This is a genomic window from Eubacterium sp. BIOML-A2 (genome assembly GCF_009680135.1).
Lineage (GTDB): Bacteria > Bacillota > Clostridia > Lachnospirales > Lachnospiraceae > Faecalicatena > Faecalicatena contortus_B.
Map to the genome: position 1 here is coordinate 17493 of NZ_WKZK01000028.1, position 22295 is coordinate 39787.

The 22295-nt window shown below is 46.6% G+C and carries 18 protein-coding genes, 1 other RNA gene and 1 pseudogene; 17 read left to right on the forward strand and 3 right to left on the reverse strand.

Annotated elements, in window-relative coordinates; all coding sequences use genetic code 11:
• Positions 1 to 14: 14 nt before the first annotated feature.
• The 3 genes from GKG43_RS11550 to GKG43_RS11560 all read left to right on the forward strand — a co-directional run bounded on the left by GKG43_RS11550 (position 15) and on the right by GKG43_RS11560 (position 3168).
• On the forward strand, positions 15 to 887 hold the full coding sequence (locus GKG43_RS11550; protein ID WP_129879119.1) for an alpha/beta hydrolase-fold protein: 873 nt from the start codon (positions 15 to 17) through the stop codon (positions 885 to 887).
• 32 nt (positions 888 to 919) lie between these two features.
• Positions 920 to 1882: a Gfo/Idh/MocA family oxidoreductase gene (locus GKG43_RS11555; protein ID WP_050640186.1), complete on the forward strand. Its 963-nt coding sequence runs from the start codon at positions 920 to 922 to the stop codon at positions 1880 to 1882.
• Positions 1883 to 1998: 116 nt separating this feature from the next.
• On the forward strand, positions 1999 to 3168 hold the full coding sequence (locus GKG43_RS11560) for an S-layer homology domain-containing protein (RefSeq protein WP_050640185.1): 1170 nt from the start codon (positions 1999 to 2001) through the stop codon (positions 3166 to 3168).
• Positions 3169 to 3188: 20 nt separating this feature from the next.
• Here the strand turns inward: GKG43_RS11560 and GKG43_RS23345 are convergent.
• Positions 3189 to 3305: pseudogene (locus GKG43_RS23345) on the reverse strand (Fic family protein); the annotation flags it as partial.
• Between the two features lie 191 nt (positions 3306 to 3496).
• Positions 3497 to 3841, reverse strand: a transfer-messenger RNA (tmRNA) gene (ssrA, locus tag GKG43_RS11570).
• A 978-nt stretch (positions 3842 to 4819) separates the two neighbouring features.
• Between ssrA and GKG43_RS11575 the strand changes: the two genes are divergently transcribed.
• The 10 genes from GKG43_RS11575 to ung all read left to right on the forward strand — a co-directional run bounded on the left by GKG43_RS11575 (position 4820) and on the right by ung (position 17221).
• A complete protein-coding gene (locus GKG43_RS11575) occupies positions 4820 to 5641 on the forward strand; it encodes a zinc dependent phospholipase C family protein (protein ID WP_025656434.1) in 822 nt (273 codons plus the stop codon).
• Between the two features lie 77 nt (positions 5642 to 5718).
• Positions 5719 to 6963 (forward strand): MFS transporter, encoded by a 1245-nt coding sequence (locus GKG43_RS11580; RefSeq protein WP_050640183.1) that lies wholly within the window; start codon positions 5719 to 5721, stop codon positions 6961 to 6963.
• 235 nt (positions 6964 to 7198) lie between these two features.
• Positions 7199 to 7903, forward strand: a complete 705-nt coding sequence (locus GKG43_RS11585; protein ID WP_055154929.1) for an ABC transporter ATP-binding protein — start codon at positions 7199 to 7201, stop codon at positions 7901 to 7903.
• Between the two features lie 9 nt (positions 7904 to 7912).
• Positions 7913 to 10999 carry an FtsX-like permease family protein gene (locus tag GKG43_RS11590; RefSeq protein ID WP_129879120.1) on the forward strand — a complete coding sequence of 1029 codons (3087 nt, stop codon included), beginning with the start codon at positions 7913 to 7915 and terminating at the stop codon, positions 10997 to 10999.
• A gap of 120 nt (positions 11000 to 11119) precedes the next feature.
• A complete protein-coding gene (locus tag GKG43_RS11595) occupies positions 11120 to 11800 on the forward strand; it encodes a response regulator transcription factor (RefSeq protein WP_055154930.1) in 681 nt (226 codons plus the stop codon).
• Positions 11797 to 13341 carry a HAMP domain-containing sensor histidine kinase gene (locus tag GKG43_RS11600; protein ID WP_243125850.1) on the forward strand — a complete coding sequence of 515 codons (1545 nt, stop codon included), beginning with the start codon at positions 11797 to 11799 and terminating at the stop codon, positions 13339 to 13341. Before GKG43_RS11595 ends, GKG43_RS11600 begins: the two co-directional genes overlap by 4 nt.
• A gap of 275 nt (positions 13342 to 13616) precedes the next feature.
• Positions 13617 to 15029, forward strand: a complete 1413-nt coding sequence (locus GKG43_RS11605) for a sodium:alanine symporter family protein (protein ID WP_050640179.1) — start codon at positions 13617 to 13619, stop codon at positions 15027 to 15029.
• Positions 15030 to 15044: 15 nt separating this feature from the next.
• Complete coding sequence (gene hisH / locus GKG43_RS11610; RefSeq protein WP_050640178.1) at positions 15045 to 15665, forward strand: imidazole glycerol phosphate synthase subunit HisH; 621 nt, start codon at positions 15045 to 15047, stop codon at positions 15663 to 15665.
• Positions 15665 to 16426, forward strand: a complete 762-nt coding sequence (gene hisF, locus GKG43_RS11615) for an imidazole glycerol phosphate synthase subunit HisF (protein WP_050640177.1) — start codon at positions 15665 to 15667, stop codon at positions 16424 to 16426. The genes hisH and hisF overlap by 1 nt, the downstream gene beginning before the upstream one ends.
• A gap of 126 nt (positions 16427 to 16552) precedes the next feature.
• Positions 16553 to 17221 carry a uracil-DNA glycosylase gene (ung, locus tag GKG43_RS11620; RefSeq protein WP_050640176.1) on the forward strand — a complete coding sequence of 223 codons (669 nt, stop codon included), beginning with the start codon at positions 16553 to 16555 and terminating at the stop codon, positions 17219 to 17221.
• A gap of 250 nt (positions 17222 to 17471) precedes the next feature.
• Here ung and GKG43_RS11625 read toward each other — a convergent pair whose 3' ends face one another.
• On the reverse strand, positions 17472 to 17690 hold the full coding sequence (locus GKG43_RS11625; RefSeq protein ID WP_129879121.1) for a helix-turn-helix domain-containing protein: 219 nt from the start codon (positions 17688 to 17690) through the stop codon (positions 17472 to 17474).
• 107 nt (positions 17691 to 17797) lie between these two features.
• Between GKG43_RS11625 and GKG43_RS11630 the strand changes: the two genes are divergently transcribed.
• From GKG43_RS11630 to GKG43_RS11645, 4 genes are all read left to right on the forward strand, one after another.
• Complete coding sequence (locus tag GKG43_RS11630) at positions 17798 to 18052, forward strand: hypothetical protein (RefSeq protein WP_050640174.1); 255 nt, start codon at positions 17798 to 17800, stop codon at positions 18050 to 18052.
• Between the two features lie 250 nt (positions 18053 to 18302).
• Positions 18303 to 19025, forward strand: coding sequence for an ABC transporter ATP-binding protein (locus tag GKG43_RS11635; RefSeq protein WP_050640173.1), 723 nt, complete (start codon positions 18303 to 18305; stop codon positions 19023 to 19025).
• Complete coding sequence (locus GKG43_RS11640; RefSeq protein ID WP_050640172.1) at positions 19012 to 20538, forward strand: hypothetical protein; 1527 nt, start codon at positions 19012 to 19014, stop codon at positions 20536 to 20538. Before GKG43_RS11635 ends, GKG43_RS11640 begins: the two co-directional genes overlap by 14 nt.
• Positions 20507 to 21928 carry an ABC transporter permease gene (locus GKG43_RS11645; RefSeq protein WP_055154932.1) on the forward strand — a complete coding sequence of 474 codons (1422 nt, stop codon included), beginning with the start codon at positions 20507 to 20509 and terminating at the stop codon, positions 21926 to 21928. Before GKG43_RS11640 ends, GKG43_RS11645 begins: the two co-directional genes overlap by 32 nt.
• Positions 21929 to 22295: the final 367 nt, after the last annotated feature.

Below are 22295 nucleotides of genomic sequence, written 5' to 3' on the forward strand. Positions count from 1 at the left end.
GAGGCGGGAGAGTTATGGAGAAGTATACATACCATGATGTAAATCGGAGAGGGACCATAAAACGGATCGAGTATCTGACCACGAATCAAGAGGGGGAATCAAGGGAGAAATATGCGAATCTGTATCTGCCCTATGGCTATGATGAAATGGATTGGAGCAAAAAGTACAATATCCTCTATGTGATGCACGGCGGGGGAGGCAATCCCGATGCATGGCTGGACTGCTGCAAGATAAAAAATATGCTGGATTACGTGATTGATTCAAAGAAAATCGATCCTCTTATCGTTGTTTTTCCATCATTTTATAAGGAAAAAACAGGCCGGACAGGAGAGCCGGTGCGGGAGGTGGAACGCGGTCACGTCCAATTCTTCCAGACGGAATTACTAGAGGATTTGCTGCCGGCGGTTGAAGGGGCATGCAACACCTATGCCGACGACATCACCAAAGAGGCCTTTCGGGCTTCCAGAATGCACCGGGGATTCTGTGGGTTTTCGATGGGCGCTGCGACAACGTGGTATGCGTTTACCAGGAATATGGATTATTTTGCCTACTACGTGCCTCTTAGCGGGGACTGCTGGGAAGTTGAGGGGCAGGGCGGTTTGACGAAGCCGGAGGAAACAGCCGCCTTACTGCATGAACATGCCGACCGGTCCGGGTATGGCACCGATGAATACTTTATTTATACTGCAACCGGCACAAAAGATATCGCATTTGAGGCGCTGAATAACCAGGTAAACGCCATGAGGAGGTATCCGGATACTTTTGTGGAGGATGAAGACCTGCATAAGGGGAATTTCCACTATCTGCTCGCGGAGGATGAGGTGCATGCATATGAGGCGGTGTATCACTATCTGTATCATTTTCTGCCCTATTTGTTTGAACGGTAAATTGTTTAGTCAGATAAAGGAAAGGGGAAGACATGTTAAAGATTGGGATTTTAGGGACAGGTTCCATTGCCCGTAAGATGGCTGCAACAATATCGGAGATGGAATCGGCGTGCGTTTATGGAGCTGCATCCAGAGAGGAAGGGCGCGCTCATAAATTTGCGCAGGAATACAAGATTGAAAAAGCCTATGACGGGTATGAAAGTATGGTAAATGATCCGGACATAGATCTGATCTATATTGCTACGCCGCATACACTTCATTATGAGCACATAAAATTATGCCTGGAAAACAGAAAACATGTGTTGTGCGAAAAACCATTTACGGTAAATGCGGGGCAGGCAGAGGAAATGTTTGAAATGGCTGATAAAAAGGGCTGTTTTGTTACAGAAGCAATGTGGACAAGATACATGCCTTCCAGAAAAATGATTGAGAGTATGATCGGTGAGGGAAGCATTGGAGAAATCCAATCACTTACGGCCAATTTAGGCTATCCGCTGCTGGGAGTCCAAAGGCTGACAGATCCCCGGCTTGCCGGGGGCGCACTCCTGGATCTGGGGATCTATCTGATTCATTTTGCGAGGATGATATTTGGCACTGAAATCAAAAATGTCCAGGCATCATGCGTCTTACATGAGAATGGAGTTGACATGTCGGACAGCATTACTCTGGAATTTGAGGGCGGAAGAATGGCTGTGCTTCACAGCGGCATTGGTTCCGTGTTTAACCGGAAGGGGGTGCTGTTCGGAGAAAAGGGATATATGGAAATAACAAATGTCAATAATCCTGAGAATGTAGAGGTGTATGACCAGAGAGACCGGTTGATAGGGCAGAAGCTCCCGCCTGTGCAGATTACAGGACTGGAATATGAAGTGGAAAGCTGCTGCAGGGCAATCCAAAACGGGTGGAAAGAATGTCCGGAATTGCCCCATGAAGAGACAGTGGATGTTTTGAAGATGATGGATGATATGAGGAAGGGATGGAGGATGAGATATTAAGAAACCGGACGTTTGTATTTGCAGATTATTGGCATTCAAGATAAACTTTTGATGGAATCCTGCGCGATAAGTGTTATAATATTCTTATAATTTATAAGAAAAGGCGGGGATGAATTATGAAAAAGAAAGTTCTTGTATTATTAGTTACATTATCCATGACAATTGGTAATGTTTTGCCGGTTTATGCCATGGACGAAACAGAAGTAAAACAGGCGCAGGAAACAAATGAATTTGAAACAACGGATTATGAGGCACAGGAATCTTTTGACATTGAGACAGAGGCTGTTACAACCATTGATGCCACTGAATATGCTGAAAATAAGCAATGCCAGGAACTTGCTGATCGGTTGGGGGCAACCTGGGAAGAATGGGAGCCATATGATGGTGACCGCTATATCAAAAATGGTTTTTCTATGGAATTTAAAGATGTACCCGAAACAACTCTAGGAACTATGATCAGCATGGAATGCGAAGATGAGTCGGTCAGCATGTATGGGATCAAAGTGGGAACTACATTTAATGAGGTGAAAAGTGCAATGAAAAATTGCGGCTGGCCACCATTTGCGAATTATAATTCCGGAGAATCCGGAAAATCTATTTTCTATCTAAAGGATTTTGATGGGGGAAGATATTATTTCCAGATTGAATTCTCAAGAGAAGATATTGTTACTAATTGGTTTTGGCTTAACTGGCCACAAGGAAATCTTGTTGATGAACCATTTAATGACGTAGTGTCACATAGACATGCGGAAGGTGGGAAGGGTGATTGGTATTACGATTACGTTTTATATGTGTATCAACGATATATTATGACGGGATTAAATGAAACATATTTCGGAGCATCGGAAACCCTTTCGAGAGCGCAATTTGCAACTATCTTATACCGTATGGAAGGAGAACCAAAAGTTGATTATGCGGCTGTTTTCCCGGATGTTCCGGATGGTTTGTTTTACTCAAATGCGGTTATCTGGGCAAATAGTGTTGGTATAGTAACTGGTTACGACGATGGATGTTTTGGTCCTTCAGACGATATTAACAGAGAACAAATGGCAGCAATGATGTATCGATATGCAAAGTATAAAGGCTATAACTCCGATAATTCCGGTGATTTGAGTAGTTATCCGGACAAAGATCAGATAAGCAAATTTGCAAAAGAGCCTGTAAAATGGGCAGTTGGAACAGGGCTTATTTCGGGTGACCAGGGGAAAATAAATCCTCAAACGAACGCAAGCAGAGCTGTATGCGCTACGATTATAACCAGATTTCTCCAAAAGTTTGGGCAATAATACCAATTCTTTAAGGTACGCTTACACTTAGAAAGCATTACTGTTTGCCAAAGCCTTGCCACTCTACCGTTTCCATCAACAAATGGATGAATAAAGTCAAATTCATAGTGAAAAACAGCGGATTTAATTAATGTATGCTACAAAACACAGCATACAGTTTGTGATCTGATACGGGGAATATAATTTTCCATGCAGTTCCTCTATCTTACTTATTATCATACTTACTATCTTGCTATTTTTTAGAGAGATTCCACATTAGATAAGATGAACGGGGAGGTCGGAACGGTGAATAAATGGGGAACAGACGAATATTCGCCGTTCCCCATAATAGTGGACCTGGCGGGAATCGAACCCGCGTCCAAAAACCTATCCCATGTACTTCTACTATCATAGTCAGTTCTTTTTCATTCCCTCTGCCGTACGGGAACTAACACCCTTACGGTTTCAGTAGCTTCATGATACGCCTAACAGCTCAAAGCTTTGCTGATATCGTTTCCCACATAGTCGGTGCCAGATTCCCAGGGTGCGGGTGCCCCGGGGCTGACATGCAGCATTTAGGCTGCAGCTAATTCGAAATTATCGTTAGCGTTTAATTTTAAGTTTGCGATTTGACGCATCAGCCTGCGGATAGCTTCTCCATCTTCAAGATCCCTGTCGAAACCAGTACAAGCCCTTGTATTAGATGTGGGCAGAAAAGAAAGTTCTTGTATATTCTGCCGCATATCTATTCTATAAAAAAGAAGCTTTAAAGTCAAGGCATTCAGAAAAGTTTACATTTTTTTCAAATCGGGATTTAGCGACGGGCTTTAGTCTCGGCGCGTATGGAGACGCTCCATAAAGGGATAGCCGAAAACCTCCCGGAGAACATCCATGTCCTTTCAAAAACGCGGCCACGGGCCTAAGAAATTCTAGGCGGGAAACAGCCCTGAAAATGGAGCACCACTGACACATCACGAGAAATCCGATGATTTCTCGCGCTGGGTCAGCTGATTTTTGGATTCGGAATCCAAAAATCTCTCCATTTTCAGGGCTGTTTCCCACCAAGAATTTCTAAGGTCCGCTTTGAGCGTTTTTGAAAGGACATGGATGTTCTCCGGGAGGCTTTTGGCGATCCCTTCATGGAGCTGGCGTATCCAACCGGCGGGAAAAGGACACGTTCCTAAGGTGGGGCCTTAAACGGGGGCAGCGTATGGATATAGAATTGGTGGTACTTTTATGTCCCAGTAGGTGTACAAAAGCAATGGGACACGGTTCCAGTATCAAAATAATTCAATACACTATGCGGTTTTGTTTTTGGTCTTATTTTATATACCTCTTATTTATACAGCAGGCTATTTCTGTAGTATTCAGTATATGGAAAAGAATGTAAATGCCTACTAATCATACAGGAAATACGCTGCTATTGAAATTTTACATAAATTTTTCTATGATATACTGGTTTCTTTCCCCGATTTCTGTGATAATATATATCCAAGGGCATTCCATAATTGATATTCTGCGGACGTTTTAAAGCAGGACTATTTTATTTTTACCGGGAGATCAGACGAATTGTAAAAGCCTGAAGTGCACCGGTCTTCGCCGCTCGCGGGATGTGGAATGTTTCTGCCGGAGGGGGAATACATAAAAATTAATAGGAAAAGAGGTTTTTGCTATGCCAACAACGTATGCACACTATAGATTTGGAAAGGATGTCATTAGTGCCCTTCCCAGGCCGCTTGAAAAAGCGGTGGAAAATAACAGGGAATTATTTGATATCGGCCTTCACGGACCGGATATTTTGTTTTATTACAAAGCCTTGAAGTCTAATCCGGTGAGCGGGCAGGGATACGCCCTGCACGATAAGATGGCGGATCAGTTTTTCAGCCATGCCGCTGAGATTATTTCAAAAACAGATGACAGTGCGGCGGCCAGGGCTTATATGTATGGGTTTATCTGCCATTTTGCACTGGACAGTGAGTGCCATAAGTACATTGAAAAGATGATACAGGTCAGCGGGATCAGCCATTCCGAAATAGAGATGGAATTTGACCGGTATCTCCTGACCGGAGACCATATAAATCCGGTGACGTATTTTTCTGCAAAACACATTCACCCGACGATGGAAAATGCAAAGGTAATCGCGCCATTTTTTGAGGATCTGTCTGCTGATACCGTAAAAAAGGCGCTGAGCTCCATGATTACTTACCATAAGCTCCTGCTTGCGCCCGGACAGAAAAAGAGAAAACTGGTTTTTGGCGCTATGAAGGTAATGGGAAAATACGATTCTATGCACGGAATGGTTATGAGTGAGGAGGCAAATCCGCAGTGTGAAAATTATTGTCTGCTGCTGAAAAAACTATATGCAGGAGCTGTGCCGCTGGCTGCAGACTTGATCATTAAGTTTCAGAAAGTCCTGTTCCAGGATGCGGAGCTTCCGGTAAGATTCCATGAGACATTCGGCGCAGGTGAAGATTGGAAGGAACTGCCGTTGTAGGACCAGGGCCAAACGGATATACAAGGAATGAGCAGTTATAAATATGAGTGAGAGAAAGTGATAAAAGGGGGAAATCTATGAAATTTAAAATGACGGCCTTGGAGAAGAAATGGGTTTTGTATGATGTGGGCAACTCCGCATTTACTATGCTGGTAGCTACCATATTTCCAATCTACTTCAACCATCTGGCAGATATTGCGGGAATATCTTCTGTCAATTATCTGGCGTACTGGGGATATGCAACCTCTATCTGCACCCTGTTTGTAGCGGTTCTTGGACCTACACTGGGAGCGGTTGCGGATACGAAGAATTATAAGAAAGTGATATTTTCAGTCTTCCTTGGAGTGGGCGTGATCGGCTGTATCGTCCTGGGCTTTTTGTCTTCCTGGATCTGGTTTCTGGGAGTATTTGTGCTGACAAAAACGGGATATTCTTCCAGCCTGATCTTCTATGATGCCATGCTGACGGACGTTACGGAACCTGAAAGGATGGACGTCGTATCTTCCCAGGGATTTGCCTGGGGCTATATCGGAAGCTGTATTCCTTTTGTTGCCAGTCTGGGAGTAGTGCTTGGCGGCGGAAAACTGGGGATTGGCATGCAGACATCCATGGTTATCGCATTTCTGATTACATCTGTCTGGTGGCTGCTGTCGGCAGTACCGCTCTTGCGTTCCTATAAACAGAAGTATTTTGTGGAGACAACGCAGCATGTGGTCAGGAACAGTTTCAGACGCCTTGGCAGTACTTTTAAAGAAATTGCCAGGGAAAAGCATGTCCTGTTCTTTTTGCTGGCCTTTTTCTTCTATATAGATGGAGTGTATACAGTCATTGATATGGCCACTGCCTACGGGCAGGCACTCGGTCTGGACAGTACAGGATTGCTGCTTGCGCTGTTGCTGACACAGATCGTCGCATTTCCCTGTGTTCTTATCTTCAGCAGGCTGTCAAAAAAGCTGGCTTCCACAACAATTATAACGATATGTATTGCCGCCTATTTTTGTATAGCGCTGTATGCATACGGTTTAGATACTCAGCTTGACTTCTGGATACTGGCGGTTCTGGTGGGAATGTTCCAGGGGACAATCCAGGCGCTTTCCCGGTCTTATTTCGCTAAGATTATCCCGGCAGAAAAGTCCGGTGAATATTTCGGGATTTATGATATCTGTGGAAAGGGCGCCTCCATCTTCGGCACGGCATTCGTATCCGTGCTGAGCCAGATTACCGGTAATGTAAATATAGGAGTCAGCGCGCTGTCTGTTTTTTTCCTTGTGGGATTCATCCTTTTCAGAAAGGCCGTGAAAGCTGCAAAAGCTGTAAAATAGATATCCGAAAAAGCAGCGGGCTGCCTGATTATGACAGGCAGCCCCGTTTTTTTTACCATAAAATTTAGCAATAAATTAATTGTGAAATTAGTAAGAATTCCATCATTTTCTCATATGAACGTGATATAATGTTAAACAGACTGGGCAGGCCTGAATGCGGGATTACCAGCCTTCGGTGTGTGAGTGCGGCCGCACTGCCGCATCAGAAATATGCAGCTGACGAGGAGATGCTAAGATGAAGGATTTCGTAAAATTAGAAGATATTTCAAAGATTTATAAGATGGGAGAAGTTGAGATCCGTGCGGTGGACGGAATAGATTTTGCGATTGAGAAAGGAGAATTTGTCATTATTGTGGGCCCCAGCGGCGCAGGTAAGACAACGGTGCTGAATATCCTGGGTGGTATGGACACTGCCACAGGAGGAAAGATCACGGTGGACGGAGCGGATATCACGAGCTGTAATGCAAGGCAGCTGACCAGCTACCGCCGCAATGATATTGGATTCGTGTTCCAGTTCTATAATCTGGTCCCCAATCTGACGGCGTTGGAGAATGTAGAGCTTGCGCTTCAGATCTGCAAAAATCCCCTGGACGCCAGGGAGGTGTTGGAGGAAGTTGGGCTGGGAGACCGGTTGGACAATTTCCCGGCACAGCTGTCCGGGGGAGAGCAGCAGCGTGTATCCATTGCCAGGGCGCTGGCTAAGAATCCAAAGCTTCTGCTGTGCGATGAGCCAACCGGAGCTCTGGACTATAATACGGGCAAATCAATCTTAAAACTGCTCCAGGACATGTGCAGGGAGCGGGGCATGACGGTCATCGTCATCACACATAATTCAGCGCTGGCGCCGATGGCAGACCGGCTGATCCGCATTAAGAACGGAAAAGTATCCGGCATGGAACAGAATCCCAATCCGGTATCAATTGACCAAATAGAATGGTAGGGCATGCATATGAGCAGGAAAGCACTTAGAAAAGATTTTTACATGGAGATCCGCAGAAGCCTGGGCCGGTTTCTCTCGATATTCTTCATAGTGGCAATCGGGGTTGCGTTTTTCTCGGGCATCCGCTCTGCGGAACCGGATATGCGTCTTTCAGGGGACGCATATTTTGACAGGCAGAACCTGATGGATATTAAGGTGGTCAGCACTCTGGGCCTAACAGACGACGACCTGAAAGCCCTGGAGAAGGTGGACGGTATTGAGCACGTGGAGGCCGGCTATTCGGCAGATGCTCTTTGTTCTGTGAATGACAGCAAAAAGGTGGTACATATTTCTTCGCTGCTGCCGTCCATGAATCAACTGGTAGTGGAGGAAGGGCGGCTGCCAAAAGCAGCGGACGAGTGTGTTGTAGACATAGACTTTCTGACGGGGAGCGGATACGAGGTCGGCGATAAGATTACGTTTTTATCAGGGACAGAGGATAAGATCACCGATACACTAAAGACGGATACCTACACCATTGTGGGGACGGTCAGCAGCCCGTGCTATATCTCTTTTCATCGCGGCAGCAGCACGATCGGCACCGGTTCTGTCAGCGGGTTTGTCAGCGTTTTACCGGACAGCTTTGATCTGGATGTGTATACGGAGATGTATGCTGCTGTGGACGGGGCAAAAGAACTGACAGCGTTCACGGATGAATATGATGACCATATAGACACTGCTATAGATGAAGTGGAGAAGATCCGCAAAACAAGAGAAGACGCCCGGTATCAGGAGATTGTAGATGAGGCTGAGAATAAGCTCAACGATGCAAAAAAAGAGCTGGAAGATGCGAAAACCGAGGCAGATCAAAAATTAAACGATGCAAAAGCAAAGCTGGATGACGGCAGAAACCAGCTGGAGAATGCAAAGGCGGAGATATCCAACGGCTATGCACAGCTGGAGGATTCACGCAGCCAGCTGATCCAGAAACAAGATGAGATCAACCAGGGGTACGAGGACCTGAACGCACAGGTCGAAGTGCTGAATGGCAAGGTAGAGGAACTGAACCAGGTGAAGGCCCAGTATGATGCACTTGCATCAAGCGGGCTGACCGATGAGCAGACCCAATATACACTGCAGGTGATGTACGCTAAGATTACGGAAGGAGATGCCCAGATCGAGGCGGCCCGCGCCCAGCTCGACGAGGCAAAGGGGCAGCTGGATTCCGGCCAGCAGCAGATCAATGACGGCTGGGCACAGATAGAACAGGCACAGTCTGACCTTGCGGCAGGAGAGAGCGAACTTGCATCAAAAGAGCAGGAACTGAACGATGCACAGGCAGAGTACGAGGATGCTAAATCCGAAGCAGATACGAAGATAAAAGACGGCGAGAAAAAAATCAAGGATGCCGAGAAGGATATCAGCAAGATTGAGCATGCCAAGTGGTATATTTATGACAGAAGCACTCTGACCGAATACACAAGCTACGGGGAAAATGCAGACCGTATGAAGGCCATTGGGGAGGTGTTTCCGGTACTGTTCTTCCTTGTGGCGGCACTGATCAGCCTGACGACCATGACGCGTATGGTGGAAGAGCAGAGAACCCAGATCGGAACATTAAAGGCGCTTGGCTATGAACGACATTCTATTGCGGGCAAATATATCGGTTATGCATGTCTTGCAACTGTGAGCGGGAGCGCATTTGGAATCCTGGTCGGAGAGAAGATACTGCCCTATATTATCATTACAGCCTATGGAATTATGTATCAGCACATGGATACCGTACTGACCCCATACAACATGTATTACGGTATGGCGGCATCACTTGCGGCCCTGGCATGCACACTGCTTGCTACGATTTTCTCCTGTTTTCATGAGTTGAGGGAACAGGCGGCGGAGCTGATGCGCCCGCCCACACCAAAGCAGGGCAAGCGGGTGTTTTTGGAGAGGATTCCGTTTTTATGGAAGCGGCTAAGCTTTATCTGGAAGGCGACTGTGCGGAATCTGATCAGATATAAGAAACGGTTTTTCATGACCGTATTCGGAATCGGAGGCTGCATGGCTCTGCTTCTGGTCGGATTTGGGCTGAAGGATTCAATCTTTGACATCGCGGTGCTCCAGTATGGAGAGATCCAGCTTTATGATGGAAATGTTATATTGGAAGAGGATGCTTCCGCGGATGAAAAAGAGGAAACGTATAATAAACTGGCATCCGATAAACGGGTGGATGACACGGCAGAGAACTTCCTCCAGCAGGTTGAAGTTACACATGGAAAGACAACGAAAGATGTGTATTTGAATGTGCCGAAGGATTTGGATAAGTTCTCCAAATTTGTCATCTTTAAAAACCGTATAACGGATGAACACTATAAGCTGGACAATACCGGAGCGATTATATCCGAAAAAACGGCAAAGATGCTGGATGCAGGCGTGGGTGATACGGTCAGCATAAAAGACGATGTGAAGGGTGAACTTCAGGTTAAGATTGCGCAGATATGTGAAAACTATATCGGACATTATATTTATTTGACACCTGACCTTTATAAACAACTGTATGGAGAAGCGCCGGAGTATAACTCCATCTATTATACGATGAAAGAGGGCAGGATGGATGAGCTTGAAAAAGTTGGGGAGTCCATTCTGGAGACAAAAGGCGCTCTGAGCATCAGCTATACGAACAATATGCAGCAGCAGCTGGATGACATGCTGGGCAGCCTGGATATTGTGCTGGTGGTGCTTGTTATATCGGCGGGAATGCTGGCATTTGTAGTTCTGTACAATCTGAATAATATCAACATTACAGAACGAAAGCGGGAACTGGCCACACTGAAAGTTCTCGGGTTTTTTGACAATGAGGTATCGGCCTATGTTTACCGTGAAAATATAATCCTGACGGTAGTCGGTTCTGCAGTGGGCATATTGCTTGGTAGGATACTGCATCAGTTTGTCATTGTGACTGTGGAGATTGATTCTGCTATGTTCGGAAGAAATATTGACTTTAGCAGTTATGTGTACAGTTTTCTGATTACCATGGGATTCTCTCTCTTTGTAAACGGAGTGATGTATTTCAAGCTGAAACGGATCGATATGGTGGAATCTCTGAAGAGCGTGGAATAAAAGCGGATGACGGGGAAAAGTGCCCGAAAAGCCCGCAAATTCACAGTTTCATCAAATTTACCTGTTATGATACAAAAAAGGAATAAGAACGGGAAAAAGAACAGATAGGAGACGATTAAAATGGAGAAAATCAAAGTTTTAGTTGTGGATGATGAAAGCAGGATGCGCAAGCTCGTAAAGGATTTCCTGACGAGAGAAGGATATATGGTACTTGAGGCGGGCGACGGCATGGAGGCTATGGATTTATTTTATGAAGATAAGGATATCTCGCTGGTGATTCTGGATGTCATGATGCCGAAGATGGATGGCTGGCAGGTATGCCGGGAGATCCGGGAACATTCCAAGGTTCCGATCATCATGCTGACGGCCCGCTCGGATGAGCGTGACGAACTCCAGGGGTTTGACCTGGGCGTGGACGAATATATATCCAAACCATTCAGCCCAAAGATCCTGGTGGCCAGAGTAGAAGCTATCCTCCGCAGAACACAGAGCACAGATTCCGGGGATGTCATGGATGCCGGCGGGATTGTGATTGACAGGGCTGCACATATTGTAAAGATCGGGGACAAAACCATTGATTTAAGCTACAAAGAGTTTGAGCTTTTGTCCTATTTTGTGGAGAATCAGGGAATTGCCCTGTCAAGAGAGAAGATACTGAACAATGTGTGGAATTACGATTATTTTGGGGATGCGCGTACCATAGATACCCATGTGAAGAAGCTGAGGAGCAAGCTGGGAGAGAAGGGCGACTATATTAAGACGATCTGGGGCATGGGATATAAGTTCGAGGTAGAAGGATGAAACAATCAATAAGACGGCAGATGATGGTTATCTTTGTCGGGTTGATTATATTTATACTTATTCTGCTCTTTGCGGTGAATTCAGGATTCCTGGCACAGTATTACACGGTGCACAAGCAGGCAGATCTGTTGAGTATGTACAATTCCATTGACAAAGAGATCCGCAGCGGGGAGATTAGCTCAAAGTCAGTGTATGAAAAACTCGTACGACAGACGGAGCGGACAAATATCGCGGCGCTCGTTATACAAAACGACGGGACACTTGTATTTTCGACCGTGTGGGACGGAAATGGCCCTCTCTATGTCAAGCTGCTGTCCTATTTGTTTGATAAAAGCCAGAACTCGAAAAAGGTTTTGAAAAATACGGATTACTATCAGATCTGCAAGACGAAAGATTTTACGAATCAGACAGAATATCTTGAGATTTGGGGTGAGTTCTCGGATGGTTCTCTTTTCATTATGCAGAGTCCATTGGAAAGTATCAGAGAGAGCGCCAGCCTGGCCAATAAGTTTCTTGTCTATATGGGGGTAATTGCAGTAATTCTGGGCGGGATTCTCGTATGCTTTTTCTCCCGGAAGATTACGGAGCCGATCAAAGAACTGGCAGTACTGTCCCAGCGTATGGCGAGGCTGGATTTTGAGGCAAAATATACAAGCGGCGGTGATAATGAGATTGGGGTGCTGGGCAGGAATTTCAATATTATGTCCTCACGTCTGGAGAAGACGATATCGGAGCTGAAGAGCGCAAATAACCAGCTGCAGAAAGATATAGAGCAGAAAGACAGACTGGAGGACATGCGCAACGAGTTCCTGGGGAATGTTTCCCATGAGCTGAAGACTCCCATCGCTCTGATCCAGGGTTACGCGGAGGGGCTGAAAGAAGGGGTCAACGAAGATCCCGAAAGCCGGGAGTTCTACTGTGATGTCATCATGGATGAAGCCGCGAAGATGAACCAGATGGTGAAAAATCTTCTGATTCTGAACCAACTGGAATTCGGCTCTCAGGAACTGGAATTCGAACGCTTTGATATTGTCGGGCTGATACAGGGAGTACTCTCAAGCTGCGAGATACTGATTCTGCAGGCAGGGGCTTCCGTAGACTTTATCGCGGATGAGAAGGTATACGTCTGGGCGGATGAATTCAAGACGGAACAGGTAGTCAGAAATTATTTAACCAATGCGATCCATCATGTGGATAACGAAAAGCGTATCGAAATCCGGGTAATATCCAGGGGAAGAACGGTAAGGGTATCTGTATTCAACAGCGGTAACCCCATACCGGAAGAAGATCTGCATAAGCTGTGGGATAAGTTTTATAAAGTGGACAAGGCTCATACCCGGGAATACGGCGGGAATGGAATTGGCCTGTCTATCGTAAAAGCGATAATGGAGTCCTTCCACCAGGACTACGGCGTGAATAATTTTGAAAACGGCGTCGAATTCTGGTTTGAGCTGGATATGGAGTGCGCAGAGAGCACAAACTCGCCGGATTCGGAGACGATGTCTTTATTGGCCGTGCCTGAAAAACATGATCAATCATGATCAGTAACAGTTCAGGCTTGCCTGAGCTGTTACTGCGTATAGAGGGGATTTAATCGGCTCCATAGCTGAAAAACTTGAAAAGCGATGCAAAATGCTGTAAAATAGCTACTATTAAGGCATACATTGTGCCAACTGGCAACGGTCGGTATTATGTATGCCTTACTCGTTACATATACCGCTGTTTACAGCGGTCCCGCCGGCGAGGACATAAGGCCGGGTGTGTTTTCTTTTTTTCATTCCGGAATGTCATTGAGAGGATGAGAGAGGAGAAAATCATGTTTGATGTAGTAAACGAAGCGGTCCAATATGTGAATTCCAAAGTGTGGGGCTGGGGGATGATCGCCCTGCTGTTTGGTACCCACTTATTTTTAACGATCCGTACAGGCTTTATTCAAAGAAAGACGATTTCGAAAGGGATTAAATTATCGGTTACAAAAGACCCGAATGCAGAAGGTGAGGTCAGTCAGTTTGGGGCATTGACGACAGCGCTTGCTTCTACAATCGGTACGGGAAATATCATTGGCGTGGGAACTGCCGTGGCGCTTGGGGGCCCTGGTGCAGTTCTCTGGTGCTGGCTGACCGGAGTGTTCGGTATAGCCACAAAGTATGGGGAATCCCTGATTGCGGTGAAATACCGTGTCAAAACGGAAGATGGAAGAATGCAGGGTGGCGCAATGTATGCTCTGGAGCGTGGGCTGAACATGCGCTGGCTGGGATTAATTTTTGCTTTTCTGGCAGGCTTTGCATCCTTTGGGATCGGATGCGCGACACAGGTCAACGCCATCGCTGCGATCTGTGAGGAAAACCTGGGGATCCAGCCATGGATTATCGGGCTTATTACCGCATTTATGACTGCAATTGTTATATTCGGCGGAATTAAAAGTATTGCAAGAGTATGCGAAAAGCTGGTTCCTTTTATGGCGGTGTTTTATGTGATTGGCTGTCTGATTATTCTGGGGATTAATTATGACTATATCATTCCGGCCGTAACAACCATCTGCAAACTTGCATTTACACCCGGGGCGGCTGCCGGCGGACTGGTGGGCGGCGGAATCCGCCTTGCCATGCAGTATGGAGTGGCCAGAGGGTTGTTTTCCAATGAATCCGGTATGGGGTCTGCACCGATAGCGGCAGCGGCGGCTCAGACGAGAAACCCTGTGCGCCAGGCACTGGTATCTTCCACTGGTACATTCTGGGATACGGTAGTAGTCTGTCTGATGACTGGGCTGGTACTGGTATCAACGATTATGAAGAATCCGGCAATCAATGCAAATGAAATTGCCAATGGCGGGATACTGACATCCAAAGCGTTTGCCCAGATTCCTTATGTAGGGCCGATTATTCTGGTAGTCGGGATTATTTCATTTGCATATTCCACGATCCTGGGCTGGGCTTATTATGGAGAGCGCTGCGTAGAGTATTTTGCGGGTAAAAAGGGATTAATTCCTTACCGGCTCCTCTATATAATCGTAGCGGCAATCGCGCCGGTTGTATCTCTGAATCTGGTCTGGCTGATTGCGGATACACTGAATGCGCTTATGGCCATACCGAACCTGATTGCAGTCCTATTACTGTCACCGGTGATCGTAAAAGAGACAAAAAAGTATATAAACAACCTGGATGCGGTGGATAAAACGCAGGTGCCTGTAGTGAAGACCGGGAAAAGCAAAAAGACAGGGAAAGAGTAGAGGAGTTTACATATTATGATAGCAATGATTGATTATGATGCGGGAAACATCAAAAGCGTAGAGAAGGCGCTATTGTTACTGGGACACGAAGTCGAAGTTACCGGTGATCCGGAGCGGATTCTAAAGGCAGAAAAGGTGATTCTTCCCGGCGTAGGGGCATTTGGCGATGCTATGGAGAATCTGAAGCGTGCAGGGCTGGATGAGGTGATCCGCCAGGTTGCGGCAAAGAGGACTCCTTTTCTGGGGATCTGCCTCGGGCTGCAGCTTTTGTTCGAGAGAAGTGATGAAGCGCCGGGAGCCGAGGGTCTCGGCCTGCTGGAAGGCGAGATATTAAAGATCCCGGATCAGGAAGGCCTGAAGATACCGCATATGGGATGGAATTCTCTGCACCTTGAGCACGGCGGAAGACTGTTTCGCGGTATAGAGGAACAGTCTTATGTCTATTTTGTACATTCATACTATTTGAAGGCGAAAGAGGAGTCGATTGTGAAAGCGTCCACAGAATACAGCACCCATATCCATGCTTCGGTTGAAAAGGACAATATATTTGGCTGCCAGTTTCATCCGGAAAAGAGCAGTGAAGTGGGTCTGAAGATACTGAAAAACTTTGTAGAACTCAACCGGGAGGAAGTGTAATGTTTACAAAAAGAATTATTCCCTGTCTGGATGTCAACGCCGGCAGAGTAGTGAAGGGCGTCAATTTTGTGGATCTGCGCGATGCCGGTGATCCGGTGGAGATTGCAAAGGCCTACGATAAAGCAGGTGCGGATGAACTCGTATTTCTGGATATTACGGCTTCTTCTGACGCGAGGGAAACCGTGGTGGACATGGTACGTAAGGTGGCTCAGTGTGTGTTTATCCCGTTCACCGTAGGCGGAGGAATCCGTACTGTGGAGGATTTTCGGGCGCTGCTCAGAGAAGGAGCAGATAAGATCTCTATCAATTCTTCTGCTATCAATAATCCGCAGCTGATACATGATGCGGCCGTAAAGTTCGGCAGCCAGTGTGTGGTCGTGGCGATTGACGCGAAACGGCGTGCAGACGGCAGCGGCTGGAACATCTATAAAAACGGCGGCCGGATTGACACCGGAATGGATGCTCTGGAGTGGGCAAAAAAAGCAGACGGCCTGGGTGCCGGTGAGATTCTTCTGACCAGTATGGACTGCGATGGTACAAAAGCCGGTTATGATCTGGAACTTACGCGTGCCGTGGCGGAGCAGGTATCCATTCCTGTGATCGCCTCCGGCGGAGCGGGGACGCTGGAACATTTCAAGGAAGCTCTCACGGACGGAAAAGCCGATGCGGCGCTGGCGGCGTCCCTCTTCCATTATAAAGAGCTGGAGATAAAAGAAGTAAAAGAATACCTGCGGAAAGAGGGCGTTTCAGTACGGCTTTAAGACGCAGCCGCACTCTGTGAAAGAACCGGGTGGATTAAAACTGTACGATTGAGCGTGTTTGAATATTGCTGCAATGAATTTTCAAACACGCTCTGGATAAAAATGTAAGCTTAGGAGTGAATAAATATGTCTGGATTGAATGGCGATTGGTATGAAGCTTTAGCGGGGGAATTTAAAAAACCTTACTATAAAAAATTATTTGAGACCGTGAATCAGGAGTACAGGACCCGGAAGATATTTCCGCCTGCAAATGACATTTTTAATGCATTTCACCTGACTCCGCTGAAGGATGTCAAAGTGGTAATTCTGGGGCAGGATCCCTACCACAATGACGGACAGGCCCACGGCCTCTGCTTTTCCGTAAAAAAGGGTGTGGAAGTCCCGCCGTCCCTGGTCAACATATACCAGGAACTGCATGAAGACCTGGGATGTACCATACCCAGCCATGGCTGTCTGACAAAGTGGGCGCAGCAGGGAGTTCTGATGCTGAATACCGTACTTACGGTTCGAGCCCATCAGGCAAATTCCCATCGCGGTATCGGCTGGGAAGAATTCACGGATGCAGCAATCATGGCCCTGAACGGCCAGGACAGACCGATCGTATTCATCCTGTGGGGAAGCCCGGCACAGCGTAAGAAGAGCATGCTGAATAATCCGCAGCATCTGATCCTGCAGGCGCCGCATCCAAGTCCCCTTTCTGCGTTCAGAGGATTCTTCGGAAGCCGGCCTTTTAGCCAGACCAATGAATTTCTGCGCAGCCATGGAGTGGAACCTGTCGACTGGCAGATAGAGTAAGGGGGAACCCGGGATCAGGGCAGGACTATTGCTGTATGTAGGGGAACGTCCTTGTCCCCGGCCAGAGCCCGGCTGTTTATGAAGTCTCACAAGATAAAAACCACATTGGATTGGAAGGCTGAGCTCTGTTTTTCAAAGCAGAGCTTTAGCCATCCAATCCGATGTGGTTTTTGTTTTGTGGGACTCATACGCACACGAATACCCCCGGAATGGAAGTGGATGCTTCACTACGCTTTCGGCGGATACTTTATTAGAGCTCCTGATCGGTTTCTGAGGGAAGATACCTCGCTATGTCCTGAATATTGCAGTTGAGTATTCGGCAAAGGTCGTTTATTGTTTTCATGCTTATGTCCTGGCCGTGTTTTAAACGGTATAGAGTGCTGTTGGATAAATGGTATTTCGTAGTCAGTGTATACCAATTTTCTTTAGAATTGTCCAGAGTTTCCCAGAATGGAGAGTAATCAATCATGGCACCACCTCTTTTTTAGGATAAGCATAATTCAAATTCTTATACTTGAATATCTTCGCAATTACGAATATAATAAAACCACAAGAGAGGGATGGGGGGAGGTCAAGATGGATAAACACACTATGACAGAAGAGCAGCAGAAACGGTTTTGGGATTTTATTATGATGGATGATTTCGAATTTTACGACAGGTTCATATCCGATCTGCCACCGGAATCACAGAACGAATTTTTCAGGATAACACCCGATTTTTTTTCTGAGTATATCAATACAGAGGGGAAAATAAACTTAGACGAAGATGAGATATATCAGAAGATAAAAGAAAAAATTAACATTATTGAGAAAAACAGCCCGGATACCTAGTGGATCCGGGCTTAACGTATGTGGTGGGAAAGGAGCTAAAAAGGTGAGGAGATTAGCTCCTTCATTAATTAAACAAATGAAAGCATTAAAACTTACGCGGTTTTGTATAAAATGCTGCTAAAATCCATCATTTATTGAAAAGAATTTAATGCGGATAATATTAAGAAAATATTAACAAATTCTATATAGAAATATTTTGATTTCATAAGTATGATGTAAGTTGAAAATATTGGGATAAAGGAGGGGCACTGTGGATAAGGTCATCGAGATTAAAAACTTATACAAACTGTACCGTGTAGGCGATTCTGTGGTACGTGCTCTCAACGGTGTGGACTTTGAGATATATGAAGGTGAATTCTGCGCGATTGTAGGGACCTCCGGCTCAGGCAAATCCACTCTTCTGAATATGCTTGCCGGACTGGAAAAGCCAACCAAAGGTGAAGTTATAATCGGTGGACAGCACATGGAGACGCTGAATGAGGACGGCCTTGTAAAGTTCAGGCGTGAAAACGTCGGATTCATTTTCCAGTCATTCCATCTGATCGGAACGATGAATGCACTTGAGAATGTTGCATTACCGCTGAGCTTCCGTGGAGAGGGACGGGCGAGCCGCCTGAAGAAGGCTGACAAGATGCTGGACCTGGTGAATCTGAAAAAGCATAAGAGGCATCTGCCGAACCAGATGTCAGGAGGTCAGCAGCAGAGAGTTGGCGTCGCCCGCGCGCTGGTTGTGGATCCAAAGATAATCTTTGCCGACGAGCCAACCGGCAATCTGGATTCGCATACGTCGGAAGAGGTTATGACCTTAATGCAGAGGGTAGTCAGGGAGCAGAAGAAAACGCTGGTTATGGTAACGCATGACAACCATCTGGCTACATATGCAGACAGAATTTTCCATATAATCGATGGGAAGATCGTAAAAATAGAAGACAACCGTAAAAAGAGGGAGGACAAGGAACATGAAACTGTTTAAGAAAACTGCAGGAATCGCAATGAGTCTTGCGCTGATGGCTGCTATGATACTGCCGGTTGGGGTACGGGCGGCAGATGAGACCGGACCGATACCGGATATAGTATTGTCAATTGGTAAATCACAGGAAACCCCGGTTTATACGGAAGGGGACAAAAAGCAGGAACTGCTGATACAACTTAAGAACGAGGGCACAGCGGATGCGAAGAATGTTAAAATAGCGCCCATTATTGATGATGCTTCTGCATGGCCTTTTGAGATAAAAAATTTGAATAATGAATTTCCTCCAGTAGATATCCCAGTGGGGGAGACCGTGGAAACAAAACTGGATAATCTGACCGTACGTGCAGATGCCGGCGAAAAGAATTACAAACTTACGTTTCAGATTACCTGCAATGATGGAAAACAGCAGTATGAGACAACAAAGTATGTTTACGTAAAAACACTGGAAAAGAAGAAACCGGCGGAGGATCCGAATACTCCGGAGGAACCGAATACCCCGGAAGAGCCGAATACCCCGGAGGAGCCTCAGGACAACGGTGGTATTTCTAATAATGAACCTGTGATTACAAGCGGAGGAGGCGGTGGTGAAGCACCTTCCGGAAATAATTCCGTTCCGCGTGTTATTGTAACAGGTTTTAATACAGATCCAGGCGCTGTAAATGCCGGAAGCGATTTCAAGCTGATTGTACATCTGAAAAATACATCTACAAGAACAGCGGTATCCAATATGCTGTTTGACCTGCAGGCGCCGTCCTCAGGGACAGAGGGAGCTGCGGAGGCGCCGGCATTTCTGCCATCCTCCGGATCCAGCACGATTTATCTGGACAGTATTCCGGCAGGCGGAACCCAGGACATTTCTATTGACCTGAACGCCAGGGCAGATCTGGTACAAAAACCGTACAGTATATCCATGTCCATGAAATACGAGGACAGCAGCGCAACACAGTATGAAAGCTCTTCCAGTCTGGCTATTCCAGTGAAACAGGCGGCAAGATTTGAATTCAGTGAGCTGGAAATTGCACCGGAGGCAGTGGCAGTTGGAGAAGAGGCCAATATTACATGCAGCCTTTATAATACAGGACGAATTAAGCTGTACAATGTAAAAGTGAAGTTTGAAGGGGAAGGAATTGAAGCAAAAGAAGTATTCGTAGGAAATGTAGATTCCGGAGCAACCGGCTCAATAGACGGAATCGTGACCGCCATGCAGGAAACAGCGGGTAACCAGAAGTTCAAGATGATTGTTTCCTACGAAGATGATGCGGGAAAGGCCTCTACAGTCGAAAAGGAATTTTCACTGCAGATCACCCCGGAACAGGCGCCGATGGATATAACAACAATGGCAGAGATGCCGGAAGAGAAAGGGTTTCCGCTGGTACCTGCCATAATCGCTGTAGTGGTCGTTGCAGCGGTCATAGTTATTATCATAGTCATGAAGAAAAGAAAGAAAAAGAAGGAGTCTGTAGAAGAGGAGGACTTGGTGGATGAGGTGGATCGATTTACTGAGGATGAGTAGTGGCAACCTCAAACGCAGAAAACTGCGTACTTTTCTGACCATCCTGGGAGTCGTGATCGGAACAGCATCCATCGTAGTTATGATATCGCTTGGGCTCGGAATGCAGGAGTCGATGTACCGTGAGGTGGAGCAGTCGGGAGGCATGACGAGCCTGACTGTAACCGGAAAACAGAGCGAAGGCGGGATGTATGTCAGCATGGGGGGAAGCTCTGGCGATCAGGAGGAACCTAATAAGTATATAACTGACGATGTAATCCAGCAGCTGAGGCAGCTGGAACATGTAAAGAGTGCAGATCCAGTACTGGAACTCAGCGCAATTGCGCTGAAGGGAAAGTATATGGGTTACCTGCAGCTGAAGGGAATGACCCCTGAAGCTCTGGAAAAGCAGAATATCGAACTTGCTGAGGGCGGAAGGCTTCCGGACCCAAACAGTTCCAGTCTGGAACTGGTATTTGGAAATGGTGTGCTGACCTCATTCTATGAAAAGTCAACCGGGAAGGGGTACTGGGAAACAGGAAAAGTACCGGACGTTGACCTGGCAAATGACCAGATGTTCCTGATTCTGGATCAGGACGGATATTTTCAGAGCCAGAACAACAGTATGGGCGCATCCGGCGGGGGAGAAAATGGCGGAAGCGGTTCCCAGACTTCCAAGCTTCCTCCGAAAAAGCATGTGGTAAAGGCAAGCGGTGTTGTGGCGGGAGATATGGAAAGTTACAATGCTAATTATTACTATGTCTACTGCGACATCAATAAGCTGGAAGATCTGCTCAAACGTGAATTCAGGGGACGCGTGATACCCGGACAGCCAAGTACCAAGTCAGGCAAGCCGTATAAACAGTTCGTGTATTCCTCTGCGGCAGTGCAGGCGGAAGATATCGACGATGTGGATGCATTGTCATCCGTTATCAGAAACATGGGATTCCAGGTAACAACGAATGCAGAATATATGGAAAGCATGAAAAAACAGTTTGCTATGGTTCAGGCAGTGCTTGGAGGAATCGGTGCAGTTTCCCTTCTGGTTGCTGCCATCGGAATTGCTAATACAATGATGATGTCCATTTATGAGAGGACAAAAGAAATTGGTGTTATAAAAGTTCTGGGATGCGGACTCAGGAATATTAAGCAGATGTTCTTGCTGGAGGCTGCATTTATCGGCTTTATCGGAGGTGTAGCAGGTAATATACTCAGCTTTATTATGTCTTTTGTTATAAACTTCCTTACGGGTAATGGAAGCGCCATGGGACTTGACGGAAATATTTCTTATATCCCGCCGTGGCTGGTAATGGCTTCTCTGGTGTTCGCGGTGTTCGTGGGGATGGCGGCAGGATACTTCCCGGCGCTGAGAGCAATGAGGCTGAGTCCCCTGGCGGCTATCCGCAATGAGTAGAAGGGGGCGCGGTATGTCCCCGCCAGGTGCCAGAAGCAGCGTGAAACGGATATAAGAGGTTCTTGCAACAGGAGCGGCTGTAAACAGGAGTAAATGAAAAAAGAAGGAAAACCGGGGCGACCCGGCCACATCACGTGAAGCCTTGATGGCTTCACGCGCTGGGGCCAGGAAAACTTGTAATTCGGAATTACAAGTTTTACCCCGTTTTTCCTTCTTTTTTCCTTAACTCCTGCTAACAGCGGATCCAATGTTGCCAGAACCTCTTATATCCGTTTCACGCTGCTTCTGCCGCCTGGCGGGAACATACCGCTGGGTGCATCCTGCATCCTGGCGGGTGACGGGAGGGCGGAGGGGATTCTTTTGAGGC

Bases quoted from the DNA above. Each gene is read 5' to 3' on its own strand.
- GKG43_RS11550 (WP_129879119.1), top strand. From the start codon at position 15: ATGGAGAAGTATACATACCATGATGTAAATCGGAGAGGGACCATAAAA.
- GKG43_RS11645 (WP_055154932.1), top strand. From the start codon at position 20,507: ATGAGGTGGATCGATTTACTGAGGATGAGTAGTGGCAACCTCAAACGC.
- hisF (WP_050640177.1), top strand. From the start codon at position 15,665: ATGTTTACAAAAAGAATTATTCCCTGTCTGGATGTCAACGCCGGCAGA.
- GKG43_RS11555 (WP_050640186.1), top strand. From the start codon at position 920: ATGTTAAAGATTGGGATTTTAGGGACAGGTTCCATTGCCCGTAAGATG.
- GKG43_RS11575 (WP_025656434.1), top strand. From the start codon at position 4,820: ATGCCAACAACGTATGCACACTATAGATTTGGAAAGGATGTCATTAGT.
- GKG43_RS11580 (WP_050640183.1), top strand. From the start codon at position 5,719: ATGAAATTTAAAATGACGGCCTTGGAGAAGAAATGGGTTTTGTATGAT.
- ung (WP_050640176.1), top strand. From the start codon at position 16,553: ATGTCTGGATTGAATGGCGATTGGTATGAAGCTTTAGCGGGGGAATTT.
- GKG43_RS11595 (WP_055154930.1), top strand. From the start codon at position 11,120: ATGGAGAAAATCAAAGTTTTAGTTGTGGATGATGAAAGCAGGATGCGC.
- GKG43_RS11640 (WP_050640172.1), top strand. From the start codon at position 19,012: ATGAAACTGTTTAAGAAAACTGCAGGAATCGCAATGAGTCTTGCGCTG.
- GKG43_RS11625 (WP_129879121.1), bottom strand. From the start codon at position 17,690: ATGATTGATTACTCTCCATTCTGGGAAACTCTGGACAATTCTAAAGAA.
- hisH (WP_050640178.1), top strand. From the start codon at position 15,045: ATGATAGCAATGATTGATTATGATGCGGGAAACATCAAAAGCGTAGAG.
- GKG43_RS11600 (WP_243125850.1), top strand. From the start codon at position 11,797: ATGAAACAATCAATAAGACGGCAGATGATGGTTATCTTTGTCGGGTTG.
- GKG43_RS11585 (WP_055154929.1), top strand. From the start codon at position 7,199: ATGAAGGATTTCGTAAAATTAGAAGATATTTCAAAGATTTATAAGATG.
- GKG43_RS11590 (WP_129879120.1), top strand. From the start codon at position 7,913: ATGAGCAGGAAAGCACTTAGAAAAGATTTTTACATGGAGATCCGCAGA.
- GKG43_RS11630 (WP_050640174.1), top strand. From the start codon at position 17,798: ATGGATAAACACACTATGACAGAAGAGCAGCAGAAACGGTTTTGGGAT.
- GKG43_RS11605 (WP_050640179.1), top strand. From the start codon at position 13,617: ATGTTTGATGTAGTAAACGAAGCGGTCCAATATGTGAATTCCAAAGTG.
- GKG43_RS11560 (WP_050640185.1), top strand. From the start codon at position 1,999: ATGAAAAAGAAAGTTCTTGTATTATTAGTTACATTATCCATGACAATT.